General features: G+C 59.7%; 29 protein-coding genes. 12 read left to right on the top strand and 17 right to left on the bottom strand.

Annotation, left to right across the window (positions count from 1 at the left end; genetic code table 11):
* Window positions 1-70: 70 nt before the first annotated feature.
* Window positions 71-1,792, bottom strand: coding sequence for a bifunctional isocitrate dehydrogenase kinase/phosphatase (aceK, locus tag AB7M26_RS28175; RefSeq protein ID WP_123501116.1), 1,722 nt, complete (start codon window positions 1,790-1,792; stop codon window positions 71-73).
* Window positions 1,793-1,921: 129 nt separating this feature from the next.
* Here aceK and AB7M26_RS28180 point away from each other — a divergent pair, with 129 nt between their 5' ends.
* A complete protein-coding gene (locus AB7M26_RS28180) occupies window positions 1,922-2,830 on the top strand; it encodes a DMT family transporter (protein ID WP_123501114.1) in 909 nt (302 codons plus the stop codon).
* Between the two features lie 204 nt (window positions 2,831-3,034).
* Here AB7M26_RS28180 and AB7M26_RS28185 read toward each other — a convergent pair whose 3' ends face one another.
* From AB7M26_RS28185 to cysK, 4 genes are all read right to left on the bottom strand, one after another.
* Window positions 3,035-3,898, bottom strand: coding sequence for a DMT family transporter (locus AB7M26_RS28185; RefSeq protein WP_123501112.1), 864 nt, complete (start codon window positions 3,896-3,898; stop codon window positions 3,035-3,037).
* 107 nt (window positions 3,899-4,005) lie between these two features.
* The gene (locus AB7M26_RS28190; protein ID WP_218398126.1) at window positions 4,006-4,170 is read right to left on the bottom strand and encodes a hypothetical protein; all 165 of its coding nucleotides are present in this window, start codon (window positions 4,168-4,170) and stop codon (window positions 4,006-4,008) included.
* 187 nt (window positions 4,171-4,357) lie between these two features.
* Window positions 4,358-5,296: an aspartyl/asparaginyl beta-hydroxylase domain-containing protein gene (locus tag AB7M26_RS28195; RefSeq protein WP_123501110.1), complete on the bottom strand. Its 939-nt coding sequence runs from the start codon at window positions 5,294-5,296 to the stop codon at window positions 4,358-4,360.
* A 249-nt stretch (window positions 5,297-5,545) separates the two neighbouring features.
* Window positions 5,546-6,520 (bottom strand): cysteine synthase A, encoded by a 975-nt coding sequence (gene cysK / locus AB7M26_RS28200; RefSeq protein WP_123501108.1) that lies wholly within the window; start codon window positions 6,518-6,520, stop codon window positions 5,546-5,548.
* Window positions 6,521-6,646: 126 nt separating this feature from the next.
* Here cysK and AB7M26_RS28205 point away from each other — a divergent pair, with 126 nt between their 5' ends.
* The 3 genes from AB7M26_RS28205 to AB7M26_RS28215 all read left to right on the top strand — a co-directional run bounded on the left by AB7M26_RS28205 (window position 6,647) and on the right by AB7M26_RS28215 (window position 9,916).
* Complete coding sequence (locus tag AB7M26_RS28205) at window positions 6,647-7,723, top strand: DUF748 domain-containing protein (RefSeq protein WP_123501106.1); 1,077 nt, start codon at window positions 6,647-6,649, stop codon at window positions 7,721-7,723.
* Between the two features lie 143 nt (window positions 7,724-7,866).
* A complete protein-coding gene (locus tag AB7M26_RS28210) occupies window positions 7,867-8,712 on the top strand; it encodes an AAA family ATPase (RefSeq protein WP_038979370.1) in 846 nt (281 codons plus the stop codon).
* 25 nt (window positions 8,713-8,737) lie between these two features.
* Entirely contained in the window at window positions 8,738-9,916 is a 1,179-nt protein-coding gene (locus AB7M26_RS28215) for a vWA domain-containing protein (RefSeq protein WP_038979369.1), read from the top strand.
* A 116-nt stretch (window positions 9,917-10,032) separates the two neighbouring features.
* Here AB7M26_RS28215 and AB7M26_RS28220 read toward each other — a convergent pair whose 3' ends face one another.
* The 4 genes from AB7M26_RS28220 to AB7M26_RS28235 all read right to left on the bottom strand — a co-directional run bounded on the left by AB7M26_RS28220 (window position 10,033) and on the right by AB7M26_RS28235 (window position 13,771).
* Window positions 10,033-10,959 (bottom strand): 5-oxoprolinase subunit C family protein, encoded by a 927-nt coding sequence (locus AB7M26_RS28220; protein WP_123501104.1) that lies wholly within the window; start codon window positions 10,957-10,959, stop codon window positions 10,033-10,035.
* The gene (gene pxpB / locus AB7M26_RS28225) at window positions 10,956-11,660 is read right to left on the bottom strand and encodes a 5-oxoprolinase subunit PxpB (protein ID WP_123501102.1); all 705 of its coding nucleotides are present in this window, start codon (window positions 11,658-11,660) and stop codon (window positions 10,956-10,958) included. The genes AB7M26_RS28220 and pxpB overlap by 4 nt, the downstream gene beginning before the upstream one ends.
* The gene (locus AB7M26_RS28230; protein ID WP_123501100.1) at window positions 11,657-12,409 is read right to left on the bottom strand and encodes a 5-oxoprolinase subunit PxpA; all 753 of its coding nucleotides are present in this window, start codon (window positions 12,407-12,409) and stop codon (window positions 11,657-11,659) included. The genes pxpB and AB7M26_RS28230 overlap by 4 nt, the downstream gene beginning before the upstream one ends.
* Window positions 12,410-12,487: 78 nt before the next feature.
* Window positions 12,488-13,771, bottom strand: coding sequence for an MFS transporter (locus AB7M26_RS28235; protein ID WP_123501098.1), 1,284 nt, complete (start codon window positions 13,769-13,771; stop codon window positions 12,488-12,490).
* A gap of 147 nt (window positions 13,772-13,918) precedes the next feature.
* Between AB7M26_RS28235 and AB7M26_RS28240 the strand changes: the two genes are divergently transcribed.
* Complete coding sequence (locus AB7M26_RS28240; RefSeq protein WP_429377739.1) at window positions 13,919-14,833, top strand: LysR family transcriptional regulator; 915 nt, start codon at window positions 13,919-13,921, stop codon at window positions 14,831-14,833.
* Window positions 14,834-14,978: 145 nt separating this feature from the next.
* Here AB7M26_RS28240 and AB7M26_RS28245 read toward each other — a convergent pair whose 3' ends face one another.
* From AB7M26_RS28245 to AB7M26_RS28255, 3 genes are read right to left on the bottom strand one after another with little or no spacing between them, the layout of a single operon-like run.
* Window positions 14,979-15,521, bottom strand: coding sequence for a DUF2937 family protein (locus tag AB7M26_RS28245; RefSeq protein WP_429387188.1), 543 nt, complete (start codon window positions 15,519-15,521; stop codon window positions 14,979-14,981).
* Between the two features lie 13 nt (window positions 15,522-15,534).
* Window positions 15,535-16,311 carry a class II glutamine amidotransferase gene (locus tag AB7M26_RS28250; protein WP_429387191.1) on the bottom strand — a complete coding sequence of 259 codons (777 nt, stop codon included), beginning with the start codon at window positions 16,309-16,311 and terminating at the stop codon, window positions 15,535-15,537.
* A gap of 32 nt (window positions 16,312-16,343) precedes the next feature.
* Window positions 16,344-16,841 (bottom strand): MFS transporter, encoded by a 498-nt coding sequence (locus AB7M26_RS28255; protein WP_123501092.1) that lies wholly within the window; start codon window positions 16,839-16,841, stop codon window positions 16,344-16,346.
* 302 nt (window positions 16,842-17,143) lie between these two features.
* On the opposite strand from AB7M26_RS28255, the gene AB7M26_RS28260 reads away from it, so the two are divergent.
* Window positions 17,144-19,198: a S9 family peptidase gene (locus AB7M26_RS28260; RefSeq protein WP_429387194.1), complete on the top strand. Its 2,055-nt coding sequence runs from the start codon at window positions 17,144-17,146 to the stop codon at window positions 19,196-19,198.
* Window positions 19,199-19,414: 216 nt separating this feature from the next.
* The gene (locus tag AB7M26_RS28265; protein WP_008067546.1) at window positions 19,415-19,888 is read left to right on the top strand and encodes a cyclic nucleotide-binding domain-containing protein; all 474 of its coding nucleotides are present in this window, start codon (window positions 19,415-19,417) and stop codon (window positions 19,886-19,888) included.
* On the opposite strand, the gene AB7M26_RS28270 is transcribed toward AB7M26_RS28265, so the two are convergent.
* Window positions 19,885-20,175 carry a hypothetical protein gene (locus tag AB7M26_RS28270; RefSeq protein ID WP_123501088.1) on the bottom strand — a complete coding sequence of 97 codons (291 nt, stop codon included), beginning with the start codon at window positions 20,173-20,175 and terminating at the stop codon, window positions 19,885-19,887. The two genes, AB7M26_RS28265 and AB7M26_RS28270, sit on opposite strands and share 4 nt — an antisense overlap.
* Window positions 20,176-20,271: 96 nt before the next feature.
* Between AB7M26_RS28270 and AB7M26_RS28275 the strand changes: the two genes are divergently transcribed.
* From AB7M26_RS28275 to AB7M26_RS28290, 4 genes are all read left to right on the top strand, one after another.
* Complete coding sequence (locus tag AB7M26_RS28275; protein WP_007898703.1) at window positions 20,272-20,958, top strand: spermidine synthase; 687 nt, start codon at window positions 20,272-20,274, stop codon at window positions 20,956-20,958.
* Window positions 20,959-21,273: 315 nt separating this feature from the next.
* The gene (locus AB7M26_RS28280) at window positions 21,274-21,645 is read left to right on the top strand and encodes a YajD family HNH nuclease (RefSeq protein ID WP_007898702.1); all 372 of its coding nucleotides are present in this window, start codon (window positions 21,274-21,276) and stop codon (window positions 21,643-21,645) included.
* 208 nt (window positions 21,646-21,853) lie between these two features.
* Window positions 21,854-22,324 (top strand): RNA methyltransferase, encoded by a 471-nt coding sequence (locus tag AB7M26_RS28285; protein ID WP_007942196.1) that lies wholly within the window; start codon window positions 21,854-21,856, stop codon window positions 22,322-22,324.
* 92 nt (window positions 22,325-22,416) lie between these two features.
* On the top strand, window positions 22,417-22,794 hold the full coding sequence (locus AB7M26_RS28290; protein WP_123501086.1) for a YgaP family membrane protein: 378 nt from the start codon (window positions 22,417-22,419) through the stop codon (window positions 22,792-22,794).
* Between the two features lie 192 nt (window positions 22,795-22,986).
* On the opposite strand, the gene AB7M26_RS28295 is transcribed toward AB7M26_RS28290, so the two are convergent.
* On the bottom strand, window positions 22,987-23,436 hold the full coding sequence (locus tag AB7M26_RS28295) for a YcgN family cysteine cluster protein (RefSeq protein WP_008073139.1): 450 nt from the start codon (window positions 23,434-23,436) through the stop codon (window positions 22,987-22,989).
* Window positions 23,437-23,713: 277 nt separating this feature from the next.
* Between AB7M26_RS28295 and AB7M26_RS28300 the strand changes: the two genes are divergently transcribed.
* Window positions 23,714-24,307: a nitroreductase family protein gene (locus AB7M26_RS28300; RefSeq protein ID WP_429377749.1), complete on the top strand. Its 594-nt coding sequence runs from the start codon at window positions 23,714-23,716 to the stop codon at window positions 24,305-24,307.
* A 90-nt stretch (window positions 24,308-24,397) separates the two neighbouring features.
* On the opposite strand, the gene AB7M26_RS28305 is transcribed toward AB7M26_RS28300, so the two are convergent.
* The 3 genes from AB7M26_RS28305 to rnd form a co-directional block, all read right to left on the bottom strand.
* The gene (locus AB7M26_RS28305; RefSeq protein ID WP_123499038.1) at window positions 24,398-25,330 is read right to left on the bottom strand and encodes a D-2-hydroxyacid dehydrogenase; all 933 of its coding nucleotides are present in this window, start codon (window positions 25,328-25,330) and stop codon (window positions 24,398-24,400) included.
* Window positions 25,331-25,448: 118 nt separating this feature from the next.
* On the bottom strand, window positions 25,449-25,742 hold the full coding sequence (locus tag AB7M26_RS28310) for a YcgL domain-containing protein (protein WP_007898694.1): 294 nt from the start codon (window positions 25,740-25,742) through the stop codon (window positions 25,449-25,451).
* A complete protein-coding gene (gene rnd / locus AB7M26_RS28315) occupies window positions 25,739-26,872 on the bottom strand; it encodes a ribonuclease D (RefSeq protein ID WP_123499040.1) in 1,134 nt (377 codons plus the stop codon). Before rnd ends, AB7M26_RS28310 begins: the two co-directional genes overlap by 4 nt.
* Window positions 26,873-26,904 lie beyond the last annotated feature (32 nt).

The raw sequence follows: 26,904 nt of genomic DNA on the forward strand, positions 1-26,904 counted from the left end.
GAATGGTTTTGGGGTCGCTTCGCGACCCAACGGGAGCAAGCTCCCTCGCCACAGTGTTCACTCAGGTGGGCTACTCGTTATCGAGGCCTTTGCGGCGGTAGGGGAACACATCAATCACCTTCCCCGCCCGAATCGCCTCCTGCAAACTCTTCCAGTAATCGGCGTTGTACAACTCGCCGTGCAACTGATCGAACAACTTTCGTTGCCCCGAATCGGCAAACAGAAACGGTGGAAATTCCTCGGGGAATACATCCAGCGGCCCGATCGAGTACCACGGTTCGGAGGCCATTTCGTCTTCCGGTGTGCGCGGTTGCGGGATGTGGCGGAAGTTGGCTTCGGTCAGGAAACAGATCTCGTCGTAGTCATAAAACACCACACGACCGTGACGGGTGACGCCAAAATTCTTCAGCAACATGTCGCCGGGGAAAATGTTCGCCGCCGCCAGTTGCTTGATCGCCAGACCGTAATCCTCCAGCGCCTCGCGAACCTGCGCCTCGTTGGCGTGTTCCAGATAAAGGTTCAACGGTGTCATCCGGCGTTCGGTCCAGCAGTGACGAATCAGCACCGTATCGCCTTCCAGCGAGACCGTGGACGCGGCCACTTCGAGCAACTCTTCCAGGCATGCCGGTTCGAACTTGCTCAAGGGGAAACGGAAGTCGGCGAACTCCTGGGTGTCGGCCATCCGCCCGACCCGGTCGACGCTTTTCACCAGGCGATACTTTTCGATCACCGTGGCGCGGTCGACGTTTTTCGACGGCGAGAAGCGGTCCTTGATGATCTTGAAGACGGTATTGAAGCCCGGCAGGGTAAACACGCTCATGACCATGCCGCGCACGCCGGGGGCCATGATGAACTGGTCGTCAGTGTTGGCCAGGTGATTGATCAGCGCACGATAAAACTCGGACTTGCCATGCTTGTAGAAGCCGATCGAGGTGTACAGCTCGGCAATGTGCTTGCCTGGCAGGATGCGTTTGAGAAAGCCGATGAATTCCGCCGGCACCGGCACATCGACCATGAAGTAGGAACGGGTGAAGGAGAAGATGATCGACACCTCCGCCTCGTCAGTGATCAGCGCATCGATCTGGATTCCCCGGCCTTCGCGGTGCAGCAGCGGAATCACCAGTGGCCATTGCTCGTCGGGGGTGTAAATGCGCCCCACCAGATAGGCGCCCTTGTTGCGGTAAAGCACCGAGGAAAACAGTTCGACGCTCAGCTCCGGGTCCTTGCAGACCCAGTCCGGCAGGTTCTCGCGCAATTGCGCTTCGAGGCGACGCAGGTCGCCGGCCAGATCGGCGTAATCTTCGCTGAAGCGGTAGTCGGCAAAGATGCTCGTGAGCATGCCGGACAACTGCCCCTGCGGCTTGTAGGTGCGGGTTTGCGCGGCCCGGGCGCGGCGCAGGCTCGGCCGCGTGGTGTGAATGAACATGCAGCCATCGCTGATCAGGTCATGGCTGAACAGGCCGCAGAAAATCGAGTTGTACCAGGTCTCGGACAGTTCATCGTCGAAGCGCAGGTCGATCAGGCTGATGTAAGCGCTTTTGACCAGCGGCCAGTTGCTGACGTCCATCAGCACATCGGTCTCGAACGAAGCATGCAAGCGCCCTACCGTTTCGCCGACCTTTTCTTCGTAGAGGTTGATCCGCGCCGCCGACGCGACTTGCGTCTCTTGCCATTGGGCCTGCTCGAAACGGGCTCGGGCGCCGTCGGTGATCTGACGGAAATGCTCGCGGTAATCGTCAAAGCCATCGAGGATCATTCGGGCGATGTCGGCGGCTGGCCATTGCTGCGGCATAGGTAAAACCTCGGCGGCTGTTCTTGTCGTTGGAGCCTGAGCTTAGTGGCCCTGTGTGACGCAACGCAACCATTGCCTTGCGCCCTGACTGGCGCGACACTTGCGCGCCAATCAAGGAAGGAAAGCGCTGTGAACCCCGTCGATATCCTGCGTATGTTGTCGCTTGCCGCCATTTGGGGTGCGAGCTTTCTGTTCATGCGCGTTATTGCCCCAGTGATTGGCACAATCCCCACTGCTTTTTTTCGCGTGTCGATTGCCGCCGTCGGGCTGCTGGTGATCCTTGGGCTGATGCGCATCAGCTGGGATTTCAAAGGTAAATTCAAGACGGTGATGCTGCTGGGGATGATCAACTCCGGGATTCCAGCGACCCTCTATTCCGTGGCCGCCCAGGTGCTGCCGGCCGGTTACTCGGCGATTTTCAACGCCACCACGCCGCTGATGGGTGTGCTGATCGGCGGATTGTTCTTCCATGAAAAACTCACTGCAGCCAAGCTCGGCGGGGTGTTTCTCGGACTGTTCGGCGTTGGCATCCTCACCCGTGCAGGGCCGGTGGCGTTCAACATGGAACTGCTGATGGGCGCACTCGCGTGCCTGATGGCCACCACCTGCTATGGTTTTGCCGGCTTCCTCGCCCGGCGCTGGCTCGACCATGCCGGTGGCCTCGACAGTCGCCTTTCGGCGCTGGGCAGCATGCTCGGCGCGACGTTGTTGTTGCTGCCGTTGTTTGGCTACAGCGTGATCAGCCAGCCACCGGTGAGCTGGGGTGGCTGGAGTGTCTGGCTGTCATTGCTGGGGTTGGGTTTGGTCTGCACAGCCTTTGCCTACATTATTTACTTCCGTTTGCTGACGTCGGTTGGCCCGGTGAAATCGATGACCGTGACCTTCATGATCCCGCCGTTCGGCGTGTTGTGGGGGGCGCTGTTGCTGGATGAGCCGCTGTCGATGGCGCACCTTTATGGCGGGGTGTTGATTGCGCTGGCGTTGTGGCTGGTGTTGAAGCCGGCGGTGGTGAAGCCGGTTGAGGTGGCTGCCCGGTAGTAATGTGGTGTTGCTGATGACGCCTTCGCGGGCAAGCCTCGCTCCTACACTGGAAATGCATTTCCCCTGTAGGAGCTGCCGAAGGCTGCGATCTTTGATCTTGCTCTGCGGCGGCCCCGAAAAGATCGCAGGCTACCAGCTCACTGGATCGGTGTTGCGACGAAGATCCAGTGCAGGAGCTGTGCTTGGAGCGGCCTTTCGGTTTCAAGCGTTCTTACGGAACACAAACACCAGGCCGACGATGATCAGCCCCATTCCCAGCAGGCTCAACGCCGCCAGTCGGTTGCCGAAAAACAGGTAATCCATCACCGCCGTCACCGCCGGCACCAGGTAAAACAGACTGGTGACATTCACCAGATTGCCCCGGGCGATCAGCCGATACAGCAGCAGCGTCGCCAGCACTGATACCACCAACCCCATCCACAACACCGGCACGATGAACCCGGTGCCGTGTTCGAAATGAAACGGCTGGAACGGCACGAATATCCCGCAGAGCAACAGCCCGGCAAGGTACTGCACCGGCAGCGTGCCGAGGGGATTGTCGGTGATGCGTTTCTGCATGATCGAGCCGAACGTCATGCTCGCCAGCGCCAACAGACCGAAGAGCATGCCAGCCAATGACATGCCGGCCAGACCGATGCCTTGGTAAACCACCATGATCAACCCGGCCAGGCCCAGCGCCAGACCGAAGATCCGGCTTATTGACCGGTGCCGCTCCATGATCACTACGGTGAGAATCGGTTGCACGCCCATGATGGTTGCCATCATGCCGGGGGTGACCTTCAGGTCCAGGGCCAGCAGATAGAAAATCTGATAAGCCCCCAGCAACACCACGCCCGTGGCCATCGCATACAACATCGGCTTGCCGCCCTTGGGTAGTTTCAGCTTGAGCAACGGCATCAACAGCACCAGCCCGCACAAGGCAATGGCGAAACGAATCAACAAAAAGGCGAAGGGTGACGCGTGCGCCAACCCCCATTTGGAGAAGATCGCGCCGCTGCTCCACAGCAAAACGAACAGGCTCGTGGACGCCGCCGCGAGCGCGGATTTTTTCGAAAGGACAAACATGAATACCACCTGTAGTCAGGCAAAAAGCCAACTCAGCCGAAGCTGAAATTCAGTAGTTTTTTCAGGCGCTTTTTCAGATGGGCACAGGAACAGCAGAAAAAAGCTGATCAGCCCGAGAAGCCAACGCCTGGCGGTGATACGACTGCGCACACCGGCGTGCTACTGACAGGTGGGGGGTAATGACTGATCTGCGCAGGCTGCTGATTCCCGCACGGCACGACGCCAGCGTTGACCGCTGAATCGACTACCGCGTTGATGGGGGAAGCTGGCATGGGCTGATCTTTTTTGATGGGTGAAAAGGTGGTTCGGGAAACCACCGAGGGCCGACTATAACCAGCGTGTGACATGGATTGCAATGAGTTAACGTCAGAGCCGAGAAACAGGAGCCTGACACGATCCCTGTGGCGAGGGGGCTCGCGGGGGCAAGCCCCCTCGCCACAGGTCACTCAGCAATCGGTCTCACCCAAACAGCCAAGCCCCCAACAACGTCAACACCACCACCGCCAGCACCGGCCGCAGTACGCGGTAGGCCTTGGGGTTACGACGCTTCCACTGTTTGACCAGACCGCTGAATTTGTCGCTGAAATGCTTGCTCCTGGCGTAAGCCTGGTTGATCCCGCCAACGCGTTCATCATCAAGGTTCTGGGGTGCAGTGGCGCGCCCCAGCCAGCCGCTGATCGAGCGGTTGATGTGGGTCATCAGACGGTTGCTCAGCGGCCGTTCGATGTCGCAGAACAGAATGACTCGAGTTTGCTCGGTTTCATTCTTGACCCAATGCACGTAGGTTTCGTCGAACATCACGTCTTCGCCATCACGCCAGGCGTAGACCTGACCGTCGACGAAGATCCGGCAATCGTCGGAGTTCGGCGTCGACAGCCCCAGGTGATAACGCAGGGAACCGCCGAACGGATCACGGTGCGGGTTGAGGTGGCTGCCGCCTGGCAGCAACGCGAACATGGCGCCTTTGACGTTGGGAATTCTGCTGAGCAGTGCCACGGTGTTCGGGCATAGGGCTTCGGCTGATGGCAGTGGTTTGTCGTACCACTTGAGGTAAAAGCGCTTCCAGCCTTTCTTGAAGAACGAACCGAACCCGGCGTCGTTGTTCCTTTCGGCGGCTCGAATGTAGCCCTCGTCAAACAAATGCATCGCTTCGTCGCGAATAACTTCCCAATTGTCCCTGAGCACATCCAGTTCGGGGAACTTGCTGCGGTCCAGGTAGGGTTTGGATGGCACGCTGGAGAACAGGTACATCAGGGCGTTATAAGGTGCGAACAGGGCCGAGTGATTGACGAACTGACGCAGAACCGGCAAACGCGCCTTGCCACGCAAGTGCATATAGAGCGTGCTACCGAGAAACAGCAACAACACCGACGCCTTCGCGACAAAGGAAAAGTTCATCTACAACTCCTTGATAGTAGGTAACTTTGCACAACGCCATTTACCCGACGTGGCAATCAGCCATGATCAACACTACCGGCCTCGGGAAATACCCGCATCATTCAACATCCAGTGTTAAGGATTACGCAACAAACACTTATTAACACAAGGTTCCTGAACGGGGGCTGACCTGAATCACCCCCCTTTCATACGAGATTCAAAAACAAGATCAAAAGATCGTCCGAACGCGGCCCGAACCTTCGGCAGCTCCTACTGCTGATTCTCCTGTTCGGTAAACAGATCGCTGAACAGCATGCTCGACAGGTAGCGCTCGCCAGAGTCGGGCAGAATCACCACGATGGTCTTGCCCTGCATTTCCGGGGTTTCGGCCAGCCGCACAGCCACCGCCATGGCGGCGCCGCACGAGATACCGCTCAAAATCCCTTCTTCCTGCATCAGGCGCAGGGCCATCGCCTTGGACTCTTCGTCGCTGACCAGTTCGACCCGGTCGACCATCGACAGGTCCAGGTTCTTAGGCACAAAGCCAGCGCCGATGCCCTGGATTTTGTGAGGGCTCGGCTTGATCTCTTCACCCGCCATCGCCTGGGTGATCACTGGAGACACCACCGGCTCCACCGCCACCGAGATAATCGGTTTGCCCCGGGTATTCTTGATATACCGCGAAACCCCGGTAATGGTTCCACCTGTCCCGACACCCGCCACCAGTACGTCGACCGCACCGTCGGTGTCGTTCCAGATTTCCGGCCCGGTGGTTTTTTCGTGGATGGCCGGGTTGGCCGGGTTTTCGAACTGCGCCGGCATGAAGTAGGTCGATGGATCACTGGCGAGGATTTCGGCGGCTTTCTCGATCGCGCCTTTCATGCCTTTGGCCGGTTCCGTCAACACCAGTTCGGCGCCAAGGGCTTTGAGCACCTTGCGCCGTTCGATGCTCATGGACGCGGGCATGGTCAATACCAGTCGGTAACCGCGGGCAGCGGCAACGAACGCCAGGCCGATGCCGGTATTGCCCGAAGTCGGTTCGATGATGGTCATGCCGGGCTTGAGTTTACCGCTGCTTTCGCCCTCCCAGATCATGTTCGCGCCGATCCGGCACTTGACCGAATAGCCGGGGTTTCGCCCTTCGATCTTGGCCAGAATGGTGACACCGCGCGGGGCGATACGGTTGATCTGAACCAGCGGCGTATTGCCAATGGAATGGGCGTTGTCAGCATAAATACGGCTCATGGCTGGGTCCTTATACAGCGTTGAATTAGCTGTCCAAGGTATGCCTGTTACCCGTGGTCGTCCAGTCAGTCGAACGTCCGCTTACCCCCGCAGTCAATCGCTTTATACCGCCAGAGATTTGCCGCCATGAAGCGTCGATACAGTTGGCCCCTGTGGACCCTCGCTGGCCTTGTTGTGCTGCTGGTTGCCCTGCACATAGCCCTGCCCTACGTGGTGCGCGATTACCTCAACGAAAGATTGGCGAACATGGGTGACTACCGCGGGCAGATTACCGACGTAGACCTGGCTCTGTGGCGCGGCGCCTACAAAATCAATGGACTGAAAATCGTCAAGGTCAATGGCAAGGTTCCCGTGCCTTTCGTCAACGCGCCATTGATTGACCTCTCCGTCAGCTGGCACTCGCTCTGGTATGACCACGCGGTGGTGGCCGAGGCGCAGTTCGACAACCCCGAGGTGAACTTCGTCGACGGCGGTGCCAACAAGAAAAACTCCCAGACCGGTGAGGGCACCGACTGGCGGGCACAATTGGAAAAATTGCTGCCGATTACCCTGAACGAAGTGCGGATCAACGACGGGCGGGTCACCTTCCGAAACTTCAATTCAAAACCGCCCGTGAACATGAATGCCACTCAGGTCAATGCCAGCATTTACAACCTGACCAACGTGGTCGACACCAAAGGCAAACGCGATGCCCGATTCGACGGCAAGGCGCTGTTGCTGGGGCATGCACCGCTGGAAACCACGGCGACCTTCGATCCGCTGAGCGACTTCCAGGACTTCGAATTTCGCTTGCGCGCCAGGAACCTGGAACTCAAACGCATGAACGACTTCGCCTCGGCCTACGGCAAGTTCGACTTCAATGCCGGCCATGGCGACGTGGTCATCGAAGCCGAAGCCAACAAGGGCCAACTCACTGGCTACATCAAGCCGTTATTGCGCGACGTCGATGTGTTCAATTGGCAACAGGATGTGGAGAACAAGAACAAAGGGATATTCCGTTCCATCTGGGAAGCACTCGTCGGTGGCACCGAGAACGTGCTGAAGAACCAGCCGAAAAACCAGTTCGCCACTCGCGTCCAGCTCAGAGGCAGCGTGCATCAGAAAGATATCAGCGCATTCGAGGCTTTTTTGCAGATTTTGCGAAATGGTTTTATCGAGGCGTTCAATGCCCAGTACGAGCGGCCCAAGCCGGATGCGGAATGAGTCAAGATGTGACGCCCCATTCAGAGACTGAATAAGCCGTCTGCGTTCACAGTCGACCGGGCAGCGCGTTATAGTCGGGTACTACAATTATTGCGCCCCGCCCTGCCTCGTTCAGGTCGGCGTTACCGTTCGAGGATTAGCAGATGAAGTTCGAAGGCACCCAGGCCTACGTCGCCACCGATGACCTGAAGCTGGCGGTCAACGCCGCCATCACTCTGGAACGGCCACTGCTGGTCAAGGGCGAACCGGGCACCGGCAAGACCATGCTCGCCGAGCAACTGGCCGAGTCCTTCGGCGCCAAGTTGATCACATGGCACATCAAATCCACCACCAAGGCACATCAAGGCCTGTACGAGTACGACGCGGTCAGCCGCCTGCGAGACTCGCAGCTGGGCACAGAAAAAGTTCACGACGTTCGCAACTACCTGAAAAAGGGCAAGCTCTGGGAAGCTTTCGAGTCCGAAGAGCGGGTGATTCTGCTGATCGACGAAATCGACAAGGCCGACATCGAGTTCCCCAACGACTTGCTGCAAGAACTCGACAAGATGGAGTTCTACGTTTACGAGATCGACGAGACCATCAAGGCCAAGAAGCGCCCGATCATCATCATTACCTCCAACAACGAGAAAGAGCTGCCGGACGCCTTCCTGCGCCGCTGCTTCTTCCACTACATCGCCTTCCCGGATCGCGTCACGATGCAGCGAATCGTCGACGTGCATTACCCGAACATCAAAAAAGACCTGGTCAGCGAAGCGCTGGACGTGTTCTTCGACGTGCGCAAGGTGCCGGGCCTGAAGAAGAAGCCATCGACCTCGGAATTGGTGGACTGGCTGAAATTACTGATGGCCGACAACATCGGTGAAGCGGTACTGCGCGAGCGCGATCCGACCAAGGCCATTCCGCCACTGGCCGGCGCCTTGGTGAAGAACGAACAAGACGTGCAATTGCTTGAGCGTCTGGCGTTCATGAGCCGTCGCGGCTCTCGCTAAGCCCCGATAGAGAGAGGCGATCGCCATGCTGCTCAACCTGTTCAATGAAATGCGTGCCGCCAAGGTGCCGGTCTCGGTACGTGAGCTGCTGGACCTGATCAACGCGCTGAAACAGCGCGTGACCTTCGCCGACATGGACGAGTTCTATTACTTGTCGCGGGCGATTCTGGTGAAGGACGAAAAGCATTTCGACAAGTTCGACCGGGCCTTCGGTGCCTACTTCAACGGCCTGGAAAAGCTCGACGATCACCTCCAGGCGTTGATTCCGGAAGACTGGCTGCGCAAGGAATTCGAGCGTTCCCTGACCGATGAAGAGCGGGCCGCGATCCAGTCCCTGGGTGGCCTGGACAAGCTGATCGAAGAGTTCAAGAAACGCCTGGAAGAACAGAAAGAACGCCATGCCGGCGGCAACAAGTGGATCGGCACCGGCGGCACCAGCCCGTTCGGCTCCGGTGGCTTCAACCCGGAAGGCATTCGGGTCGGCGATGCCGGCAAGCGCCAAGGCAAAGCGGTCAAAGTCTGGGATCAGCGCGAGTACAAGAACCTCGACGATTCGGTCGAACTGGGCACGCGCAACATCAAGGTCGCCCTGCGGCGCCTGCGTAAATTCGCCCGTCAGGGTGCGGCGGAAGAACTGGACATCGACGGCACCATCGACCACACCGCTCGCGATGCCGGACTGCTGAACATCCAGATGCGTCCGGAACGCCGTAACACCGTCAAGTTGCTGTTGTTGTTCGACATCGGCGGCTCGATGGACGCCCACGTGAAGATCTGCGAAGAACTGTTCTCGGCCTGCAAGACCGAGTTCAAGCATCTGGAGTACTTCTACTTCCACAACTTCATTTATGAATCGGTGTGGAAGAACAACATGCGTCGCACCTCCGAGCGCACCGCCACCCAGGACCTGCTGCACAAGTACGGCGCCGACTACAAAGTGATCTTCATCGGCGATGCCGCCATGGCGCCCTATGAAATCACCCAGGCCGGCGGCAGCGTCGAGCACTGGAATGAAGAAGCCGGGTACGTGTGGATGCAGCGTTTCAAGGAAAAGTACAAGAAGCTCATCTGGATCAACCCATACCCGAAAGACACTTGGGGCTATACCTCATCGACCAACATCGTGCGGGATTTGATTGATGACCAGATGTTCCCGCTGACGTTGCGGGGGTTGGAGGAAGGGATGCGGTTTCTTTCCAAATAATCTCTGTTGTCTGGGCTGACGCCATCGCGGGCAAGCCCGCTCCCACAAGGATTAGCGTTGTTCACACATTTTGTGAGCACCATCTACCCTGTGGGAGCGGGCTTGCCCGCGATGCTTTAGCGGCCTAAAAACCGCCGCAAATACTCGACCTGCTCCCGATGCGCCACATCCTGCACCACCGGCCTCAACCGCACCTTCGCCCCCGGCAAACACTGCGCCAATCGCGCCAAGGCCAATGGCGTCAACGCCCCCAGGCGCGGATAACCGCCAATGGTCTGCCGATCATTGAGCAGCACAATCGGCTGCCCGTCCGGCGGCACCTGGACCGCGCCCAGCGGGATGCCCTCCGAGATCATCGGCTTGCCCTGGTACTGCAACGCCGTTCCCAACAGGCGAATACCCATGCGGTCGGCGCGGCTATCGAGGGTCCAGACGCTGTTGAACGCATCGAACAAACTCTGTCCACTGAACTCGCCGATCTGTGCGCCGAGCACCAGGTCCAGCGGCGCATTGAGTTTGAAATCCGGCACTTGTTCGGGCGCCAACTCCCGCAGCAGTAGCAGCGAGCTCCCCGAGTAGCTCAACTGCGCATCTTTGGCCAAAGCCCGCCCCATGCCATCCAGCCCACCGAGCTCCTCACGGACCACCGTTGCGCTACTGCCCAACACTTTTGGCGCATCAAATCCGCCCGGGGCCGCCAAATAGGCCCGAGCGCCAAGCAGTGGCTGGGTGAATTGCAATTGCTGACCTTTGTTCAGCCTGAAACTGCGCCACGGCGTCAATGTCTCGCCATCCACTTGCGCCCCCAGATCCGCCCCGGCCAATGCCAGCACACAATCTTCCTGAGCAACGACCGTAAACCCGCCGAGGGTGATTTCGATCACCGATGCATCCAGCCCATTGCCCAGCAGCCAATTGGCCCACGACATCGACCGCCAATCCGCCGCCCCGCCCTGGGTCACGCCCAGATGCCGCACGCCAAATCGCCCGGCGTCCTGCAACAGGCACAGCGGTGTACTTGCTTCAATCGTCAGTCGGCTCATGCCAGGGCCTCCAACGGCGTGTCATCACCGCCCAGATTGATGAACTCGGCATGGCTGACCGCTTCGAAGCGCACGGTGTCGCCCGGTTGCAACAGGCTGTAGCCGTCGCGCTCGCGGTCGAACAATTTGGCCGGGGTGCGACCGATCAGGTTCCAGCCGCCGGGGGATACCACCGGATAAGCCGCGGTCTGGCGTTCGGCGATGCCAACACTACCGGCAGCCACTTTTTTGCGCGGAGTATTCATACGCGGTGCAGCCAACACTTCCTCCACCAATCCCATAAAGGCAAACCCCGGTGCGAAGCCCAATGCGAACACTTGATACTCGCGCTCGCTGTGACGACGGATGACCTCTTCCACCGCTAATCCGCTGCGCTGAGACAGTAACGTCAGTTCCGGACCAACACTCAGGTCGTACCAGACCGGCAACACATGGCATTTACCCCTGGCCCGAGCGTTGGGCGACAGATCGATCAAGGCTTCAGCAATCAATTCCCGCGCCTGGGCCGGGTTCAGCGCCATCAAATCGTAATGCACCATCAGTGTCGTGTAGGACGGCACCAGATCGATCAAATGGTTGCCGAACGCCTCCCGCAGACGCTCGCTGGCGGCGAGCATCCACGGCATGTTGGCTTCGCTGATTTCATCGAACAGACGCACCATCAGGCAATCCAGCGCCACCACTTCTACCCGTGGTTTCATGACGCGCTCTGCTGATTCAAGGCTTGGCGAATGCGCTGCACGGCAGCCACCGAACTGGCGTTGTCGCCGTGTACGCACAAGGTATTGGCTTGCAAGTGCAAGGCGCTGCCATCGCTGGCCGTGAGGTTGTCACCGCGAGCAATGATCAGCGCCTGTTCGATAATTTTCTCGGGATCGTGATGCACGGCTCCCGGCAGTTGCCGCGAGACCAGCCTGCCGGCGCTGTCGTAAGCGCGATCGGCGAAGGCTTCGAACCACAGTGTCACGCCATATTCATCGCCGAGTTGCTGCGCGGCACTGTTGTCGCGGGTGGCCATCAGCATCAATGGCAGCGTCCGGTCGTAGGCCGCCACGGCCTGAATTACCGCGCGCAATTGCGCCGGGTTGGCCATCATGTCGTTGTACATCGCGCCGTGGGGTTTGACGTAACTCACCCGCCCGCCCTGTGCCCGGCAGATGCCGTCGAGGGCGCCGATCTGGTAATGCAACAGGTCCTGCAGTTCCTGGGCGGTGTAAGCCATGGATCGGCGACCGAACCCCACCAGATCCTGATAGGCCGGATGAGCGCCAATCTGCACCCCGTGGCTCAGGGCCAGGCTGACGGTCTTGCGCATGATGCTCGGGTCGCCGGCGTGGAAGCCACAAGCAATGTTGGCGCAGTCGATGAAGGGCATAACCTCGGCGTCCAGACCCATGGTCCAGTTACCGAAACTCTCGCCGATGTCGCAGTTCAATAGCAGGCGGTTCACGGTGAACACTCCTGTAGGCTTTTATCTTCTTAGCTGAAGGACATATGCCCCTCAGATTATCAGTTACCGGATATTCGGTTATTGAGCGTCGAGTTGCTTGCCACGGGTTTCCGGCAGGCTGAGGGCCGCCAGGATCACTACCCCGTAGGACACGGCCGCAAAGGCGCCGATTCCCACGCTCAGTGGCACCTTCTGGCTGAGCAAGCCGATCAACAGCGGAAACAATGCCGCCAATGCCCGACCGATGTTGTAGCAAAAACCCTGGCCAGAACCACGAATCCGCGTCGGAAACAGCTCAGTCAAAAACGCGCCCATCCCGCTGAAAATCCCCGAAGCGAAGAAGCCCAAAGGGAAACCCAGCCAGAGCATCACACCGTTGCTGACCGGTAATTGGGTGTACAGCAGAACAATGGTGAACGAGCCGACCGCGAACAGAATGAAGTTCTTTTTACGACCGAGGATGTCAGTCAAATACGCGCTGATCACATACCCGACGTAGGACCCGACGATCACCATCGCCAGATAACCACCGGTGCCGAGTACGCTCAAGCCCCGTTCGTTTTTCAGAAAGGTCGGCAGCCAGGAAGTGATCGCGTAGTAACCGCCGAGGGCGCCGGTGGTCAGGATCGACGCGCGAATCGTGGTGAACAGGATGCCCGGGGCGAAGATCTCGTAGAACTTGGCCGGGTTGCTTGGCTCTTGCTTGGCTTTGGCTTCGCGGTAAATTTCCGGATCCTTGACCAAACGACGGACGAAAATCACGAAGATCGCCGGCACGATGCCAAGGAGGAACAGAGCGCGCCAGGCGTCTTCCGGCGGCAGCACCGAGAACAGCAGCGCATACAGAATCGCCGTCAGCCCCCAACCCAGCGCCCAGCCCGATTGCACCATGCCGACGGCTTTGCCGCGGTCCTTGGCGCGAATCACTTCCCCCATCAGCACCGCGCCAGCGGTCCATTCACCGCCGAAACCGAAGCCCATCAACGTGCGGCTGATCAACAGCTGCTCGTAGTTCTGGGCGAAGCCGCAGAGGAAGGTGAAAAAGGCGAACCAGAGCACCGTCAGTTGCAGGGTGCGTACCCGACCGATGCGGTCAGAGAGAATCCCCGCCACCCAACCACCAATGGCCGAGGCGATCAGGGTGCTGGTGTGAATCAGCCCGGCTTCGCCAGTGGTAATGCCCCACATGGCAATCAGGGTCGGCACCACGAAGCTGAGCATCTGGGTGTCCATGCCGTCCAGGCCATAGCCGATCTTGCAACTCCAGAACGTACGACGTTCCTGCTTGTTGATGTTGTGGTACCAATCGAAGGGTCCCGGGCGAGCCGTGGCTTTTGAAACGAGGGTGTCGGGCGCACTCATGGCAAGTCTCCGTGCAAATTTTATTGGTATTGTTCTGAGCCCCGACGACGCCTATCGTGGGAACCGGATGCGTCGATTTTTGGACGCTTGGCCCTGCTGCGTCCAACTAATAAAAACCCGGCCAAGGCATAAGAAAAAGTTGATCCCATGAACCTGAAGTTTCTTGAGACCTTTGTCTGGGTCGCCCGACTCAAGAGTTTTCGCCTGACGGCAGACAAACTCTTCACCACCCAGGCGTCGATTTCCAGCCGTATCGCCGTGCTCGAAGGCGAGCTCGGGGTGAAGCTGTTCCTGCGCGATTCTCGCGGCGTGAGCCTGACGCCCGAAGGCTTGAAAGTGCTCGAATATGCCGAGCAGATGATGGACACGATGCAGGCGCTCAAGCATTCGATCGAGACTCGCTCAAGCAAGGTCGGGCGGGTCCGGATCGGTGTCATGGACACCGTCATCCACACCTGGCTCAGCCCGTTGGTGGCGCAGATGATGGATCATTACCCGCTGGTGGAAATCGAGCTGGTGGCCGATACGGCGCTCAACCTCTGCGACCAGCTGCAAAAAGGCTTTCTCGATCTGATCCTGCAAACCGACCTGTTGCGCCAGGAGAGCGTGCGCAGCCTGGAGCTGGCCAGTCATCCGATAGGCTGGATCGTGGCCAGCAACTCCATCTACAACCGCGAGTACTCGGGTGTCGCCGATCTGGCGCGGGAGCGGATCATCACCTATTCGAAAAATTCCCAGCCACACCAAGAGATTCTTGCCCTGATGCAGGCCAACGGGGTCATGGCGCCCCGGCTCAACTGCGTGAATTCAGTGTCGGCGATTACCCGACTGCTGAGGGACGGCTTCGGCATTGGTGCGCTACCGCCGGTACTGGTGGCCGAAGAGTTGGCACGAGGGGAATTGACCTTGCTGGCCATCGATCAGCGGCCGCCGAATTTGCAGGTGGTGGTGTCGTGGCGGGTTGGCGTGGAATGGGTCGAGGAGATTGTTTCGTTATGTCAGCAGGTGCTGGACGGGTATGCGAAGAAGGTGGGTGAGAACTACATCGTCCTCGCGCGCTGATCGTTCCCTGTTGATCATTCCCACGCTCCGCGTGCGAATGCAGCCCGGGACGCTCCGCGTCCCATTCAAAGCCGAACGCAGAGCATCCGTTGAGGCATTCCCACGCAGAGCGTGGGAACGATCAAGGCTGCGATCTTTCGGCGGCTCAAAGGCCGCGCACATCCCGGTCTTCAATCGGCCGGCTCTGGCGCAAACGCTTGCCGCCCAGCACCACCCAGTCGATCAGCCGGAACAGGCATTCAATGCCGAACGACAGCAGCAACGCGCCGCTCATGCCCCAAATCATCGCTTCCGGCGTCAGCAGGATCTGGTAGCTGTAGCCGTTCCAGGTTTCCTTGCGAATATCCGGGTCGGCGGCCAGTGCAACTTGCAGGACGCGTATGTACCACGGCCCCTGCATGGCCTGGAATTGCTTGTCCAGGGCCAGTTGACGGGTGAGCAAGGTGTTCAGGCTGTCGGCATCGCTGCGAAAGATCGGGTCTTCACTGGCACGGTAATGGGCCACGAGCGCTTGCATATCGCCCTTGAAAAACTGATTGGCGGTGCCCTGAAAACCGCTCAAACCGGTCTGCGCCTCGATCAGATGCGCCTCGACCCGCTTGGCATAATCACTGATGAACCCAGGCACCTGGACACCAATCAACAGGCCTGCCGCGAACAACACCAGCCGAAGATAACTGAGCAACATGGGGGAGAGATCCTTATTCGGTCTTGCCCTGGCTGACGCATTCACCGCGTCGCCAGAGGCTCCATTGGCCCGGTTCGTAGCGGGTCCAGGTTTCGTTTTCGGTCAAGGGTTCGGTGGCGATCACCGTGACGACGTCGTTGGGCGTGGTTTCGGCCTGGAAGTCGACGATCACGTCGACGTCCTTCAACCGCGCCGGCCCGAAGGGTGCACGGCGGGTGATTTGCGCCAATTTGCTCGAGCAGTAACAGAACAGCCAGTCGCCATCGCTGAGCAAGCAGTTGAACACGCCTTTGCTGCGGTACTCGGCGCAGGCGGCCACCAGGTCCGGCAACAGCGCTTCGATCTCTACTGGCTCGGGGAACGCAGCGCGTACCCGATTGAGCAGATCGCAAAACGCCGCTTCGCTGTCGGTATCACCAATGGGGCGGTAAAAACTGGCGGTCGGGTTGAAATCGGCCAACTGGCCGTTGTGGGCGAAACACCAGTTGCGCCCCCACAACTCGCGCACGAACGGGTGGGTGTTGGACAGGCAGACCTTGCCGACATTGGCCTGGCGGATGTGCCCGATCACCACTTCGCTTTTGATCGGATAGCGCTGCACCAGGTTCGCCACTTCCGACTCGCTGCTCGCCGCCGGGTCCTGGAACAGCCGCAGGCCACGGCCTTCATAAAAAGCGATGCCCCAGCCGTCACGGTGCGGCCCGGTACGGCCGCCACGCTGCATCAGCCCGGTGAAGCTGAACACGATATCGGTCGGGACATTGGCGCTCATGCCCAATAACTCACACATGCTCGGACTCTCGATTCAGTACTGGGGCACGGTTACAGGCGCGGTTCGACCCGCGAACGCTGAGGATTGCTCGGCACCGGTGGCCGGCCGTAACGATCATCGCCGGCGCCGCCGAAAGGCTGATCGTCGTCAGGCTCGTCGGCCCGCGCGGCTGCTTTGGCGGCAGCCGCCTGTTCCTTGCGAGCGTTGGAGGCGCGCTCGATGGGAAAACGGATGGCCACGAACACCAGGTAAATGCCGAAGACAATCATGCCGTACATGAACAGATCAGAAACCGCCCGCCAGGCGTTGTTGCCGACCTTGAACAGCAAGTCGAGGGCAGTAATGGCGATGGCCGGAGCAACCTTCTCTTTCACCGGGTCGATGATGGTCGGGCTGAACAGCAACACCGCCACCAGCAGCCGCAGCGGCTCACGCAGCCAACGCCACATCCAGCGGGTGATGCGCATCCACACCAACAGGCAGCCTAAAGCGGCAAAGGCGTAGAGGCCCCAAGCGATCAGATAGTCGTTCTCGGTCATGGTGTCCATGGCAAGGCAGGCAAAGAGACGCTTATAGTAACGACTTTTCGCACGTCAGGCTTGTCCCAATACCAGTCGGGCAAGACACAGACCCTGTGGGAGCAAGCTTGTGTGGGGAAGGGGCTTTTGTGGCGCGGGAGCTTTTGTGGCGAGGGAGCTTGCTCCCGTTGGGCTGCGAAGCGGCCCCAAAAAAGGAACTGCTGCGCAGTTCAACGGGAGCAAGCTCCCTCGCCACAGGTAAACTCCCTCACCATAAGCCCGCTCCCACAGGTTGCGAAGCCCTTATTCCGTACATTGTTCGAGAGCCATTCATGCCCCTATCCGCCAACGTCACCAGCGCTCCAATTGCCCACAAGGCCGACGGTTGCGACCCGTATGCCTGGCTGCAGGAGCGCGACACCGACGCGGTGCTCGATTACCTGAAAGCTGAAAACCGCTATCAAGAGGCGCAAACCGCCGATCAGGCCGGCCTGCGTGAAACCCTGTTCGAAGAGATCAAGGGACGGATTCTCGAAACCGACCTGTCGCTGCCCTCGCCCTGGGGCCCGTACCTGTATTACACCCGCACCACCGCTGGCGACGAATACGCCCGCCACTACCGCTGCCCGCGTCCGGCCGATGGCAGCCTGCAGATCGACGAAAGCCAGGAACTGCTGCTGCTTGATCCGAACGTGCTGGCCAAGGGTGGCTTCTTTTCCCTGGGCGCGTTCAGTATCAGCCCGGACCACCAGCGTCTGGCCTACAGCATCGACTCCAGCGGCGAAGAGGTTTACACGCTGTTCGTGAAGGAATTGTCCAGCGGCCGCGTCAGCGAGCTGGAGTTCCAGAACTGCGACGGCAGCATGACCTGGGCCAACGACAGCCTCACGCTGTTCTTCGGCGAACTCGACGACACCCATCGCCCGCACAAACTGTTGCGCTATCGGCTGGACGGCACTGCGGCCGAAGAAGTGTTCCATGAGCCGGACGGCCGATTCTTCCTGCATTGCTATCGCTCAAGCTCCGAACGGCAACTGCTGTTGTCGCTGGGCAGCAAGACCACCAGCGAAGTCTGGGTACTCGACGCCTCGCTGCCGCATCAGGCCTTTACCTGCCTCGCGCCGAGGGTCGAAGCGCATGAGTACGATGTCGACCACGGCAAACTCGATGGCGAGTGGACGTGGCTGATCCGCACCAACCGCGACGGCATCAACTTCGCCCTGTACCAGGCCGCCGACACTGGCGTCGCGCCGACCGAAGCCGACTGGCAGAACCTGCTTCCCCACAGCGACACGGTGATGCTCGAAGGCATGAGCCTGAACGCCGAGGCCATGACCCTGAGCCTGCGTGAAGGTGGCCTGCCGATCATCGAAGTCCGCCCACGGGACTTGGTGCCCTATCGCGTGCAATTGCCGGATGCGGCCTACAGCCTGCATGTGCAGAACAGCCTGGAATTTGTCAGCGACCGGATCCGTCTGCGCTACGAAGCCTTGAACCGTCCGGCGCAGATTCGCCAACTGATACTGACCACCGGCGAGCAGACAGTCCTCAAGGAAACCCCGGTGCTCGGCCCGTTCGACGCCGATGCGTATGTCAGCCAGCGGCTTTGGGCGACGGCACCGGACGGTACGCAAGTGCCGATCAGCCTTGTGGTCAAACGCGAGTTCCTCGGCAAGCCGACGCCGCTTTATCTGTACGGCTACGGCGCCTACGGCGAAAGCCTCGACCCGTGGTTCTCCCACGCGCGCCTGAGCCTGCTGGATCGCGGCATGGCGTTTGCCATCGCCCATGTACGCGGTGGCGGTGAGCTGGGCGAAGCCTGGTACCGCGCCGGCAAGCAGGAACACAAACACAACACTTTCAGCGATTTCATCGCGTGCGCCGAACACCTGATCGCCAACGGTTTCACCACCCCATCGCAGCTGGCGATCAGCGGTGGCAGCGCCGGTGGTTTGCTGATCGGCGCGGTACTCAATCAACGGCCGGAGCTGTTCGCTGCTGCGATTGCCGAAGTGCCGTTCGTCGACGTGCTCAACACCATGCTCGACCCGGAGCTGCCGCTGACCGTCACGGAATACGACGAGTGGGGCAACCCGCAAGAGCCGGACGTCTATGATCGGATCAAGGCCTACGCCCCGTACGAAAACGTCACCGCGCAAGCCTATCCGGCAACGCTGGTGATCGCCGGTTACAACGACAGTCGCGTGCAGTACTGGGAAGCAGCCAAGTGGGTGGCGAAATTGCGCGCGACCAAAACCGACACAAATCCCCTGCTGCTCAAGACTGAACTGGGCGCCGGGCATGGCGGCATGAGCGGTCGTTATCAGGGATTACGTGACGTAGCCCTCGAATACGCATTTGTTTTCAAGGTTTTGGGCATCGCCTGAGGAACTTGGCCCGGTGTGCCGGTCTTAACACCAGACACCGAGGCCCGAGACAACACACATTTCCTGTGGGAGCGGGCTTGCCCGCGATGAGGTCATCACATTCAATGTCAACATTGGCTGTGACATTGTCATCGCGGGCAAGCCCGCTCCCACAGGGGATGATGGGTGACTGAAGGCCCGGAACAGACACAGACACAAGAAAAAGACCGTGACGACATGTCAGAACCGACCTTACTGAACAACGAAATTCGCGACTGGCTGATGGACTGCGGCCTGTTCGATCAACTGTTGCCGGCAGACTTTGTGGCGGCTTCGGGTTACTTCAGCATCAGCACCATCGCCGAAGGTGAAGAGATTTTCCATGAGGGCGATGCCGGCAGTTTCATGTGCATCATCCACACCGGCCAGGTCGCGGTGCAGAAGACCAATAGCGACGGGCAACGAGTGACCATGGCCACCTTGCGCAGCGGTCGGGCGTTCGGCGAAATGGCTGTGCTCGACGGTGAACGACGCTCAGCCAGTTGCGTGGCCGCGAGCAATTGCCAGTTGCTCAACCTGGGCAAGGACTCCCTGGAAAAGATGCTCAACGACGCGCCGAAAATCGCCGCCAAGATCATCCGCGCCCTCGCCGTCTCCCTCTCCAAACGCTTGCGCATGGCCGATGGGCAACTGCTCTCGCAACAGGTCTAGCCTCCCGGTGTTTTGATTTTCGTCGTGTTCGGTTCAAGGCCCGGCAAGGTCTGGTCCTTGGGTGGATTGGGCATTTCGATCGGCGGCAACAGCGGTGGCCCGCCACTGCCGGAACCGGCCTTGGGCACGCTGGTCGGGGTGATCTGCGGATACGGTGTCGGAGTGGCGGTGCCGGGTGAACCGGGTATCGGCGCGGGACTGGTGGGGATGGTTTGCAGCTCTTGGGCCTGCACTGCAGTTATCGAGAGCGCGGCCAGGGCAATGACCGTTAGAATGGTGCGCTTCATCAATGGCTCCGTTGGCCTTGTGGTCTTTTTGCAGGCTACTCCCAACTGCGCGTGTTTGCCTTCCTCCATCTGTCAATTTCTCTTCAAGAGCGCCCCATGAAACGTTTCGTTCTGCTCGACACCACCCCCATCCCTGAAAACGGCGGTGCCCTGTGCCTGTTCGAATACGGCGAGGACTTCGTTATCAAGATTCAGGGTGGTGACGGCGGGCAGTTGATGAATACTCGCATGCACGGCTCCGAAGATGCCCTGGCCGAAATTCCCTGCCGCAAGGTCGCCGGCCGGCCGAATTCGCGAGTATTGATCGGTGGCCTGGGCATGGGCTTCACCCTCGCCTCGGCGCTCAAGCATTTGGGCAAAACGGCTGAAGTGGTGGTCGCCGAATTGGTGCCCGGCGTGGTGGAGTGGAATCGCGGGCCGCTGGGCGAAAAAGCCGGCAATCCGCTGCTCGACCCGCGCACGGTGATCCGTATGGAAGACGTGGCCAAAGTGCTGCAAGCCGAGCCACAAGGTTTCGATGCGATCATGCTCGACGTCGACAACGGCCCCGAAGGTCTGACCCAGAAGGCCAACAGCTGGCTCTACTCCGCCGGTGGCCTGAGCGCGTGTGCCAAGGCCTTGCGGCCAAAAGGCGTGCTGGCGGTGTGGTCGGCCAGCGCCGACCGGCAGTTTTCCGACAAGCTGAAAAAGGCCGGCTTCAAGGCCGAGGAAGTGCAAGTCTTCGCCCATGGCAACAAGGGCACCCGCCATACCATCTGGATTGCCGAGAAGCTCAAGGGCTGAGCGTGGGCCTGTCATCACTTATTTACTAGGCCGCGTTGCGCCTGAAAACGAGCCAGGCAAGGCGCAGTCCGATGGTAATGGTCGCTCCCTTGCCAAGGACTGCAACGCAGCCTGGCTCGTTTTCAGGCACAACCCGAAGGGCCGGTCTGCTGTGGCGCAGGGCTGCGTTGCTCGGAGCTCGTTTGGAATGACCAAACCACGCTCCTCGCGCCTTGCCCTGCGTCACAGCAGACCCGGCGCGGCCTAGTAAATAAGTGATGACAGGCCCTACACTCACGTCATAACCGCCATTAGTCTTTTTACAAAGGTGAACCCATGAGTTCGTCCACCCCAACCAACACATCGAAGCTGGACCGCATCCTCGCCGATAACCAGCGCGACAAGGAAATGGGTTACCGCGACAAAGCCCTGAAGATGTACCCGCACGTGTGCGGCCGCTGCGCCCGTGAATTCTCCGGCAAGCGCCTGAGCGAACTGACCGTGCACCACCGCGACCACAACCACGACAACAACCCTCAGGATGGCTCGAACTGGGAACTGTTGTGCCTGTATTGCCACGATAACGAGCACTCGCGCTATACCGATCAGCAGTATTTCGACGAAGGCTCGCTGAGTACGCCGAAGATTGCCAAGGCGACGCACAACCCGTTTGCGGCGTTGGCGGGGTTGATGAAGAAAGAAGACTGAGACCTTCAGCGCCTGAACCGGCCCCATCGCGGGCAAGCCCGCTCCCACAGTGATTGGCGGTGAGCACAGATGTTGTGTACACCGCGGCCCTCTGTGGGAGCGGGCTTGCCCGCGATAGCATTTGTCCGGGCACCACCAATCTCCAAACTGAACACCCCTCCCCCAATCCCCGTATAATCGCCGTTTTTTTCCCGAAGGCACCCCGCTCGTGGCAGACAAACGGTACAGCTGCATTGGTTTGTACAACCCCAAATCACCGGAGAATGTCGGTTCGGTCATGCGTGCCGCCGGTTGCTATGGCGTGGCGTCGGTGTTTTACACTGGCAAACGCTATGAACGCGCCGCGGATTTCGTTACCGACACCAAGAAAGTCCACTACGACATTCCGCTGATCGGCATCGACGACCTGAAGAAAATCCTGCCTCTTGGCTGTGTGCCGGTCGCGGTCGAACTGGTCGACGGTGCCCGCTCGCTGCCGGAATACACGCACCCGGATCGCGCCCTCTACATCTTCGGCCCCGAAGACGGTTCGCTGGATAAAGAGATCCGCGACTGGTGCGAAGACGTGGTCTACATCCCGACCACCGGCTGCATGAATCTGGCGGCCACCGTCAACGTTGTGCTGTACGACCGCATGGCCAAAGGCAACAACACCCGCTCCGGGCCGAAATTCCGCTGAATTGCCACATATTCGATGGAACAAGCCGCTCCCCCAGGCAGTCAGCTAAATATCTATTGCTGAAGCAACCCTTCCCTGCCTGGAGACCGATCATGCGCGAGTTCAATCCTGTAGAACGTATCGAAACCACCCCGTTCCAGAGCCCTTCCGAACAGAACGTTCATGGTTGGGAACGCGCCGGCTCCCTGGCGGGTGGTGTGGTCATGCTAAGCAAAGGTCTGCGACGCGGCGGCGTGTTCGGATTGATTGAAATAGCCATTGGCGGCATGGCCCTGGCGCGGGGAATCACCGGGCATTGCTCGGCGAAAAGACTGTTGGAAAAGAACCGTCAGGACATGGAAAACGCACGCGCGAGGATCGAACGCGCCGGGGATGAGCTGGCCCGCATGAAAGCCAATGCCGAAGCGGCGACCAGCACGGCGACCGTGACGGGAAATGATTCGTTGGGCTCGCCGAAGGCTGGAGTCTGATCCGAACGTTGCGATGGGGCTCAGGGCCTCTTCGCGGGCAAGCCCGCTCCCACAGTGATTGGCGGTGAGCACAAATGTTGTGTACACCGCAGCCCCCTGTGGGAGCGGGCTTGCCCGCGATTGCGGTATTACTGAAGCAAGGAGGTCAGGCTCCAGACACCATGGGCCTGCTTGGCGTTTAAACGGCGACGCTTAACCCGCGCGAAAAATCAGATGGTCTTCCCAATCCTCTTCCGCCACGCTGCCCTCGGCGAGCATGCGTCCGGACTGGGAAATACGTTCGTGATGCACCGCCTCGCGATCACCGCACACCAGATGATGCCAGAGCGGCAAATCCTTGCCTTCGCTGACCAGTCGATAACCGCAGGTCGGCGGCAGCCATTTGAACTCATCGGCCTTGCCCGGCGTGAGCTGAATGCAATCGGGCACCGAGTCGCGACGGTTGGGGTAATCGGTACACTGACAGGTTTTGAGGTCGAGCAATTTGCAGGCGATACGCGTGTAGTAGACGGAGTTGTCGTCTTCGTCCTCGAGTTTTTGCAGGCAGCACAGGCCACAGCCATCGCACAGCGATTCCCATTCCTCTTGATCGAGTTGATCGAGGGTTTTGCGTATCCAGAACGGTTCGACTTTGGCGGCCATGGCTCAAGCATCAACATCAGGTGGTGAAAAGGCCGCCAGTCTAGTGCCAAGGCACCGGCGGGCCAAGCATTGGCGACTGCCGGTACAACGGAACTTGTCAGTTATAGCGTCGCCAAGCAGCTTTGCCGTCGCAAAGAGCCATGCTCAAATGCCATTAACGCTCAACCGCGTTGCATTCAGGTGAACTACCCAGGCTCTCGAAAAACCTCATCGCTCAGCTCAACTGCGCCCGCAGGTTTCAGACGCCCCTCACTTTCAAACGTAAAGGAATCTCTTGATGAGTGCTAACCCACGCGTTGCCGACTACGCCATTCACCCTCAGTTCACTGATCGCTGGTCGCCCCGCGCGTTCACCGGCGAAACCATTCCCGTCGAGACTCTGCTGAGCTTCTTCGAAGCCGCACGCTGGGCGCCATCGGCGTACAACTCGCAGCCTTGGCGGTTTCTGTACGCGCGTCGCGACACGCCGAACTGGGAGCGTTATCTGGGTCTGCTGAACGAGTTCAACCGCAGCTGGGCGCAGCACGCCTCGGCGCTGGTGATCGTGATCTCGAAAACCACTTTTGCGATACCTGGCGCCACCGAAGAAACACCGGCGCTATGGCACACCTTCGACACCGGTTCGGCCTGGGGCCACCTGGCGCTGCAAGCGAGCATCAGTGGCTGGCACACCCACGGCATGGCCGGTTTCGATCAGGAGCTGACCCGTAAAGAGCTGAATATTCCTGAGGGCTATGCGCTGCACGCGGCGGTGGCGATCGGCAAGCTGGGCGACAAGGCGACGCTGGCGGACTACCTGCAAGCGCGCGAAGAGCCAAGCCCGCGTCGTCCGCTGAGCGAGTTGGCGACTGAAGGTGATTTCACCCTCTAAAAGCAAAAGATCGCAGCCTTCGGCAGCTCCTACAGGTGTTCACAAAACCCTGTAGGAGCTGCCGAAGGCTGCGATCTTTTCGGCTACGCCTCAATACCCGCGATTGAAATCCACTTCCCCACGCAACGCTTCGCCCGCCTGATACGCCCGCAGATTTTCGACGAACAACTTCACCATCATGGGTGGCGAAGTCGGTGCCGAACTGTGACCCGTCAGCAGCAGGCCCCACGCGGTCCAGAACGGATGGCGTTGTGGCAGCGGCTCCTGACGGCAGACGTCGATCACGGCCCCGGCCAGATGCCCTTCCTTCAGGGCTTCCACCAGATCCGCATCGACCACCGCCACGCCGCGCCCGACATTGATGAACAACCCGGTCGGCTTGAACTGCTTGAACAGCGCGGCGTCGTACAGGTCGTGAGTATTCGGGGTGTTCGGCAGCAGATTGATCACGTAATCCACTTCGCCGACCAGTCGCGGCAAGTCGCTCAGCGCGCCGACTTCGACAAAGGGCGCCTGCTCGCGGGCTTCGCTGGCGATGCCGTACAACTCGACGCCAAATGGCACAAGGAACTGCGCCACGGTCTGACCGATGTCACCGGTGCCGACGATCAACACCTTGCGTCCAGCCAGGCTTTGCCCCTGGCGACTGTCCCACTTTCGCTCGACCTGGCTCACCAACCGCGGCAGTACTTCGCGCTCGTGACCTAGCATGTAAGTCAGTACGTATTCGGCCATGACCTGACCGAAAATCCCTACCGCGCGAGTCAGGCGATAGTGCCGAGGCAGGCCGTCGGCCAGCAACGGCGTAATGCCGGCCCAGGTCGACTGCAGCCATGCCGGCGTGTGGCCCTGACGCAACAGCGTCGCCAGCAGGTCCGGCTGGCCGAGCCAGACCTGGCACTCGGCGGCCTGACGGGCCAGTTCGGCGGAGTCGCCGCTGGTCAGTACTTCCAGATCAGGCGCGGCCTGACGCAACAGTTGGGAATACACAGGGTGGTCGTGTTCAGCAATCAGAACGCGCATGGTTCAAACCTTTCAAAAACAGTGCAGACGGCCGCCGACGGAGTATCACTCCATCGCCCTGGCCATCGCCAAAATCATTCCAGTGTTTCATAAAGGCTCTGAACAGAGCCTGTCTCGATTACATCGGATCGTTGCGTCGCAGCAATTCTTCCGGAAGGTGTTCGATGTATTCGTCTTCGGCCGGCGGCATTTGCAGGTGGTAGCCCTGCTTCTCGAGGTTTTCCAGCACCACAGTGATGTCTTCGCGCGACAGCTTACGCTCGGGCGTCAGCACCAGATCGAAAGCGTGGTGCGGTTTGCCGAAGGCCGCCATCAGACTTTCCGGAACGCGCTCCAGTGCATCGCTTTTGAGCACATAGAGGTACATCTCGTTTTTCTTCAGGCTTCGATAGATGGAGCAAATACGTTTCAAGGCTGTTCTCCGGCGGTGGCCAGGCTGTCTAGCAGCGCCTGGCCCATCAATTCGCGGCGCCAGCCACGCAGCGAATCAGGCAATTGGTAAGGACCATTGGGGAAACCGCTCTTGAGCAGCGCTTCCAGGGTTTTCTTGCGCAGCATCAGTTCTGGGGCGATGTTCAGACGCTCGGCTTCGGCCTGGCCGATGGCGCGCAGCTGTTTGACCAGCGCGGCGGCTTCCACCGGCAACGGCTCCGGCACTGCTGGCGGCCATTGATCAGGCGACACACTGCCAGAGCGCTTGATCAGATCAAGCAGAAATTCGCCGTCCTGACGCACGGTACGCGGGTGCATGTCTTCGATTTTCGCCAGCGCGCCGAGGTTGTCCGGTTGCGTGCGCGCCAACGGCCACAGGGAATGTTCACGGATGATGCGGTTGCGCGGCAGATCACGGGCGCGGGCTTCGCGCTCGCGCCAGGCACAGAGCTCACGCAATACGGCGAGCTGGGCGCGGGACAGCTTCCAGGCCAGTTTGGCATCGCGATAGACCTCATACGGGTCGACCTCGCGACGCAGGTTGGCCACCAGCTCGGCACCGTCTTCCAGGACCCAGGCGTATTTATCGTCAGAAAGCTTCGGACGCAGTTGTACGAAAACTTCCGCCAGATGCAAGGCATCTTCGGCGGCGTAGCTGATCTGGGTGTCGGACAGCGGACGTTGCAGCCAGTCGGAACGGGTCTCGCCCTTGGGCAGATCGATGCCGAGCACTTCCTGCACCAGCCGCGAATAGCCCATGGAAAAACCCAGGTTCAGGTAAGCGGCGGCCAGTTGGGTATCGAACAACGGCGCCGGCAGGCTGCCGGTCAGACGCAGCAGCACTTCGAGGTCTTCGCTGCACGCATGCACGACTTTGACCACGGCCGGGTTTTCCAGCAACGCGGCCAACGGCTGCCAATTGTCGATAGTCAGCGGGTCAATCAGGTAAGCGCGTACGCCATCGCCGATCTGCAGCAGGCCTGCAATCGGGTAAAAGGTGTCGACCCGCATGAATTCGGTGTCGAGGGCAACGAATGGCAGCTGCTGCCACTCGGCGCAAAACTGACCGAGGCTATCGTTGTCGCGAATCCAGTGAATATCGATGGCCACACGGCTCTCCCTTGAAGAATGGCGCGCAGTAT

The sequence above is a fragment of the Pseudomonas sp. F-14 TE3482 genome, from assembly GCF_053629455.1.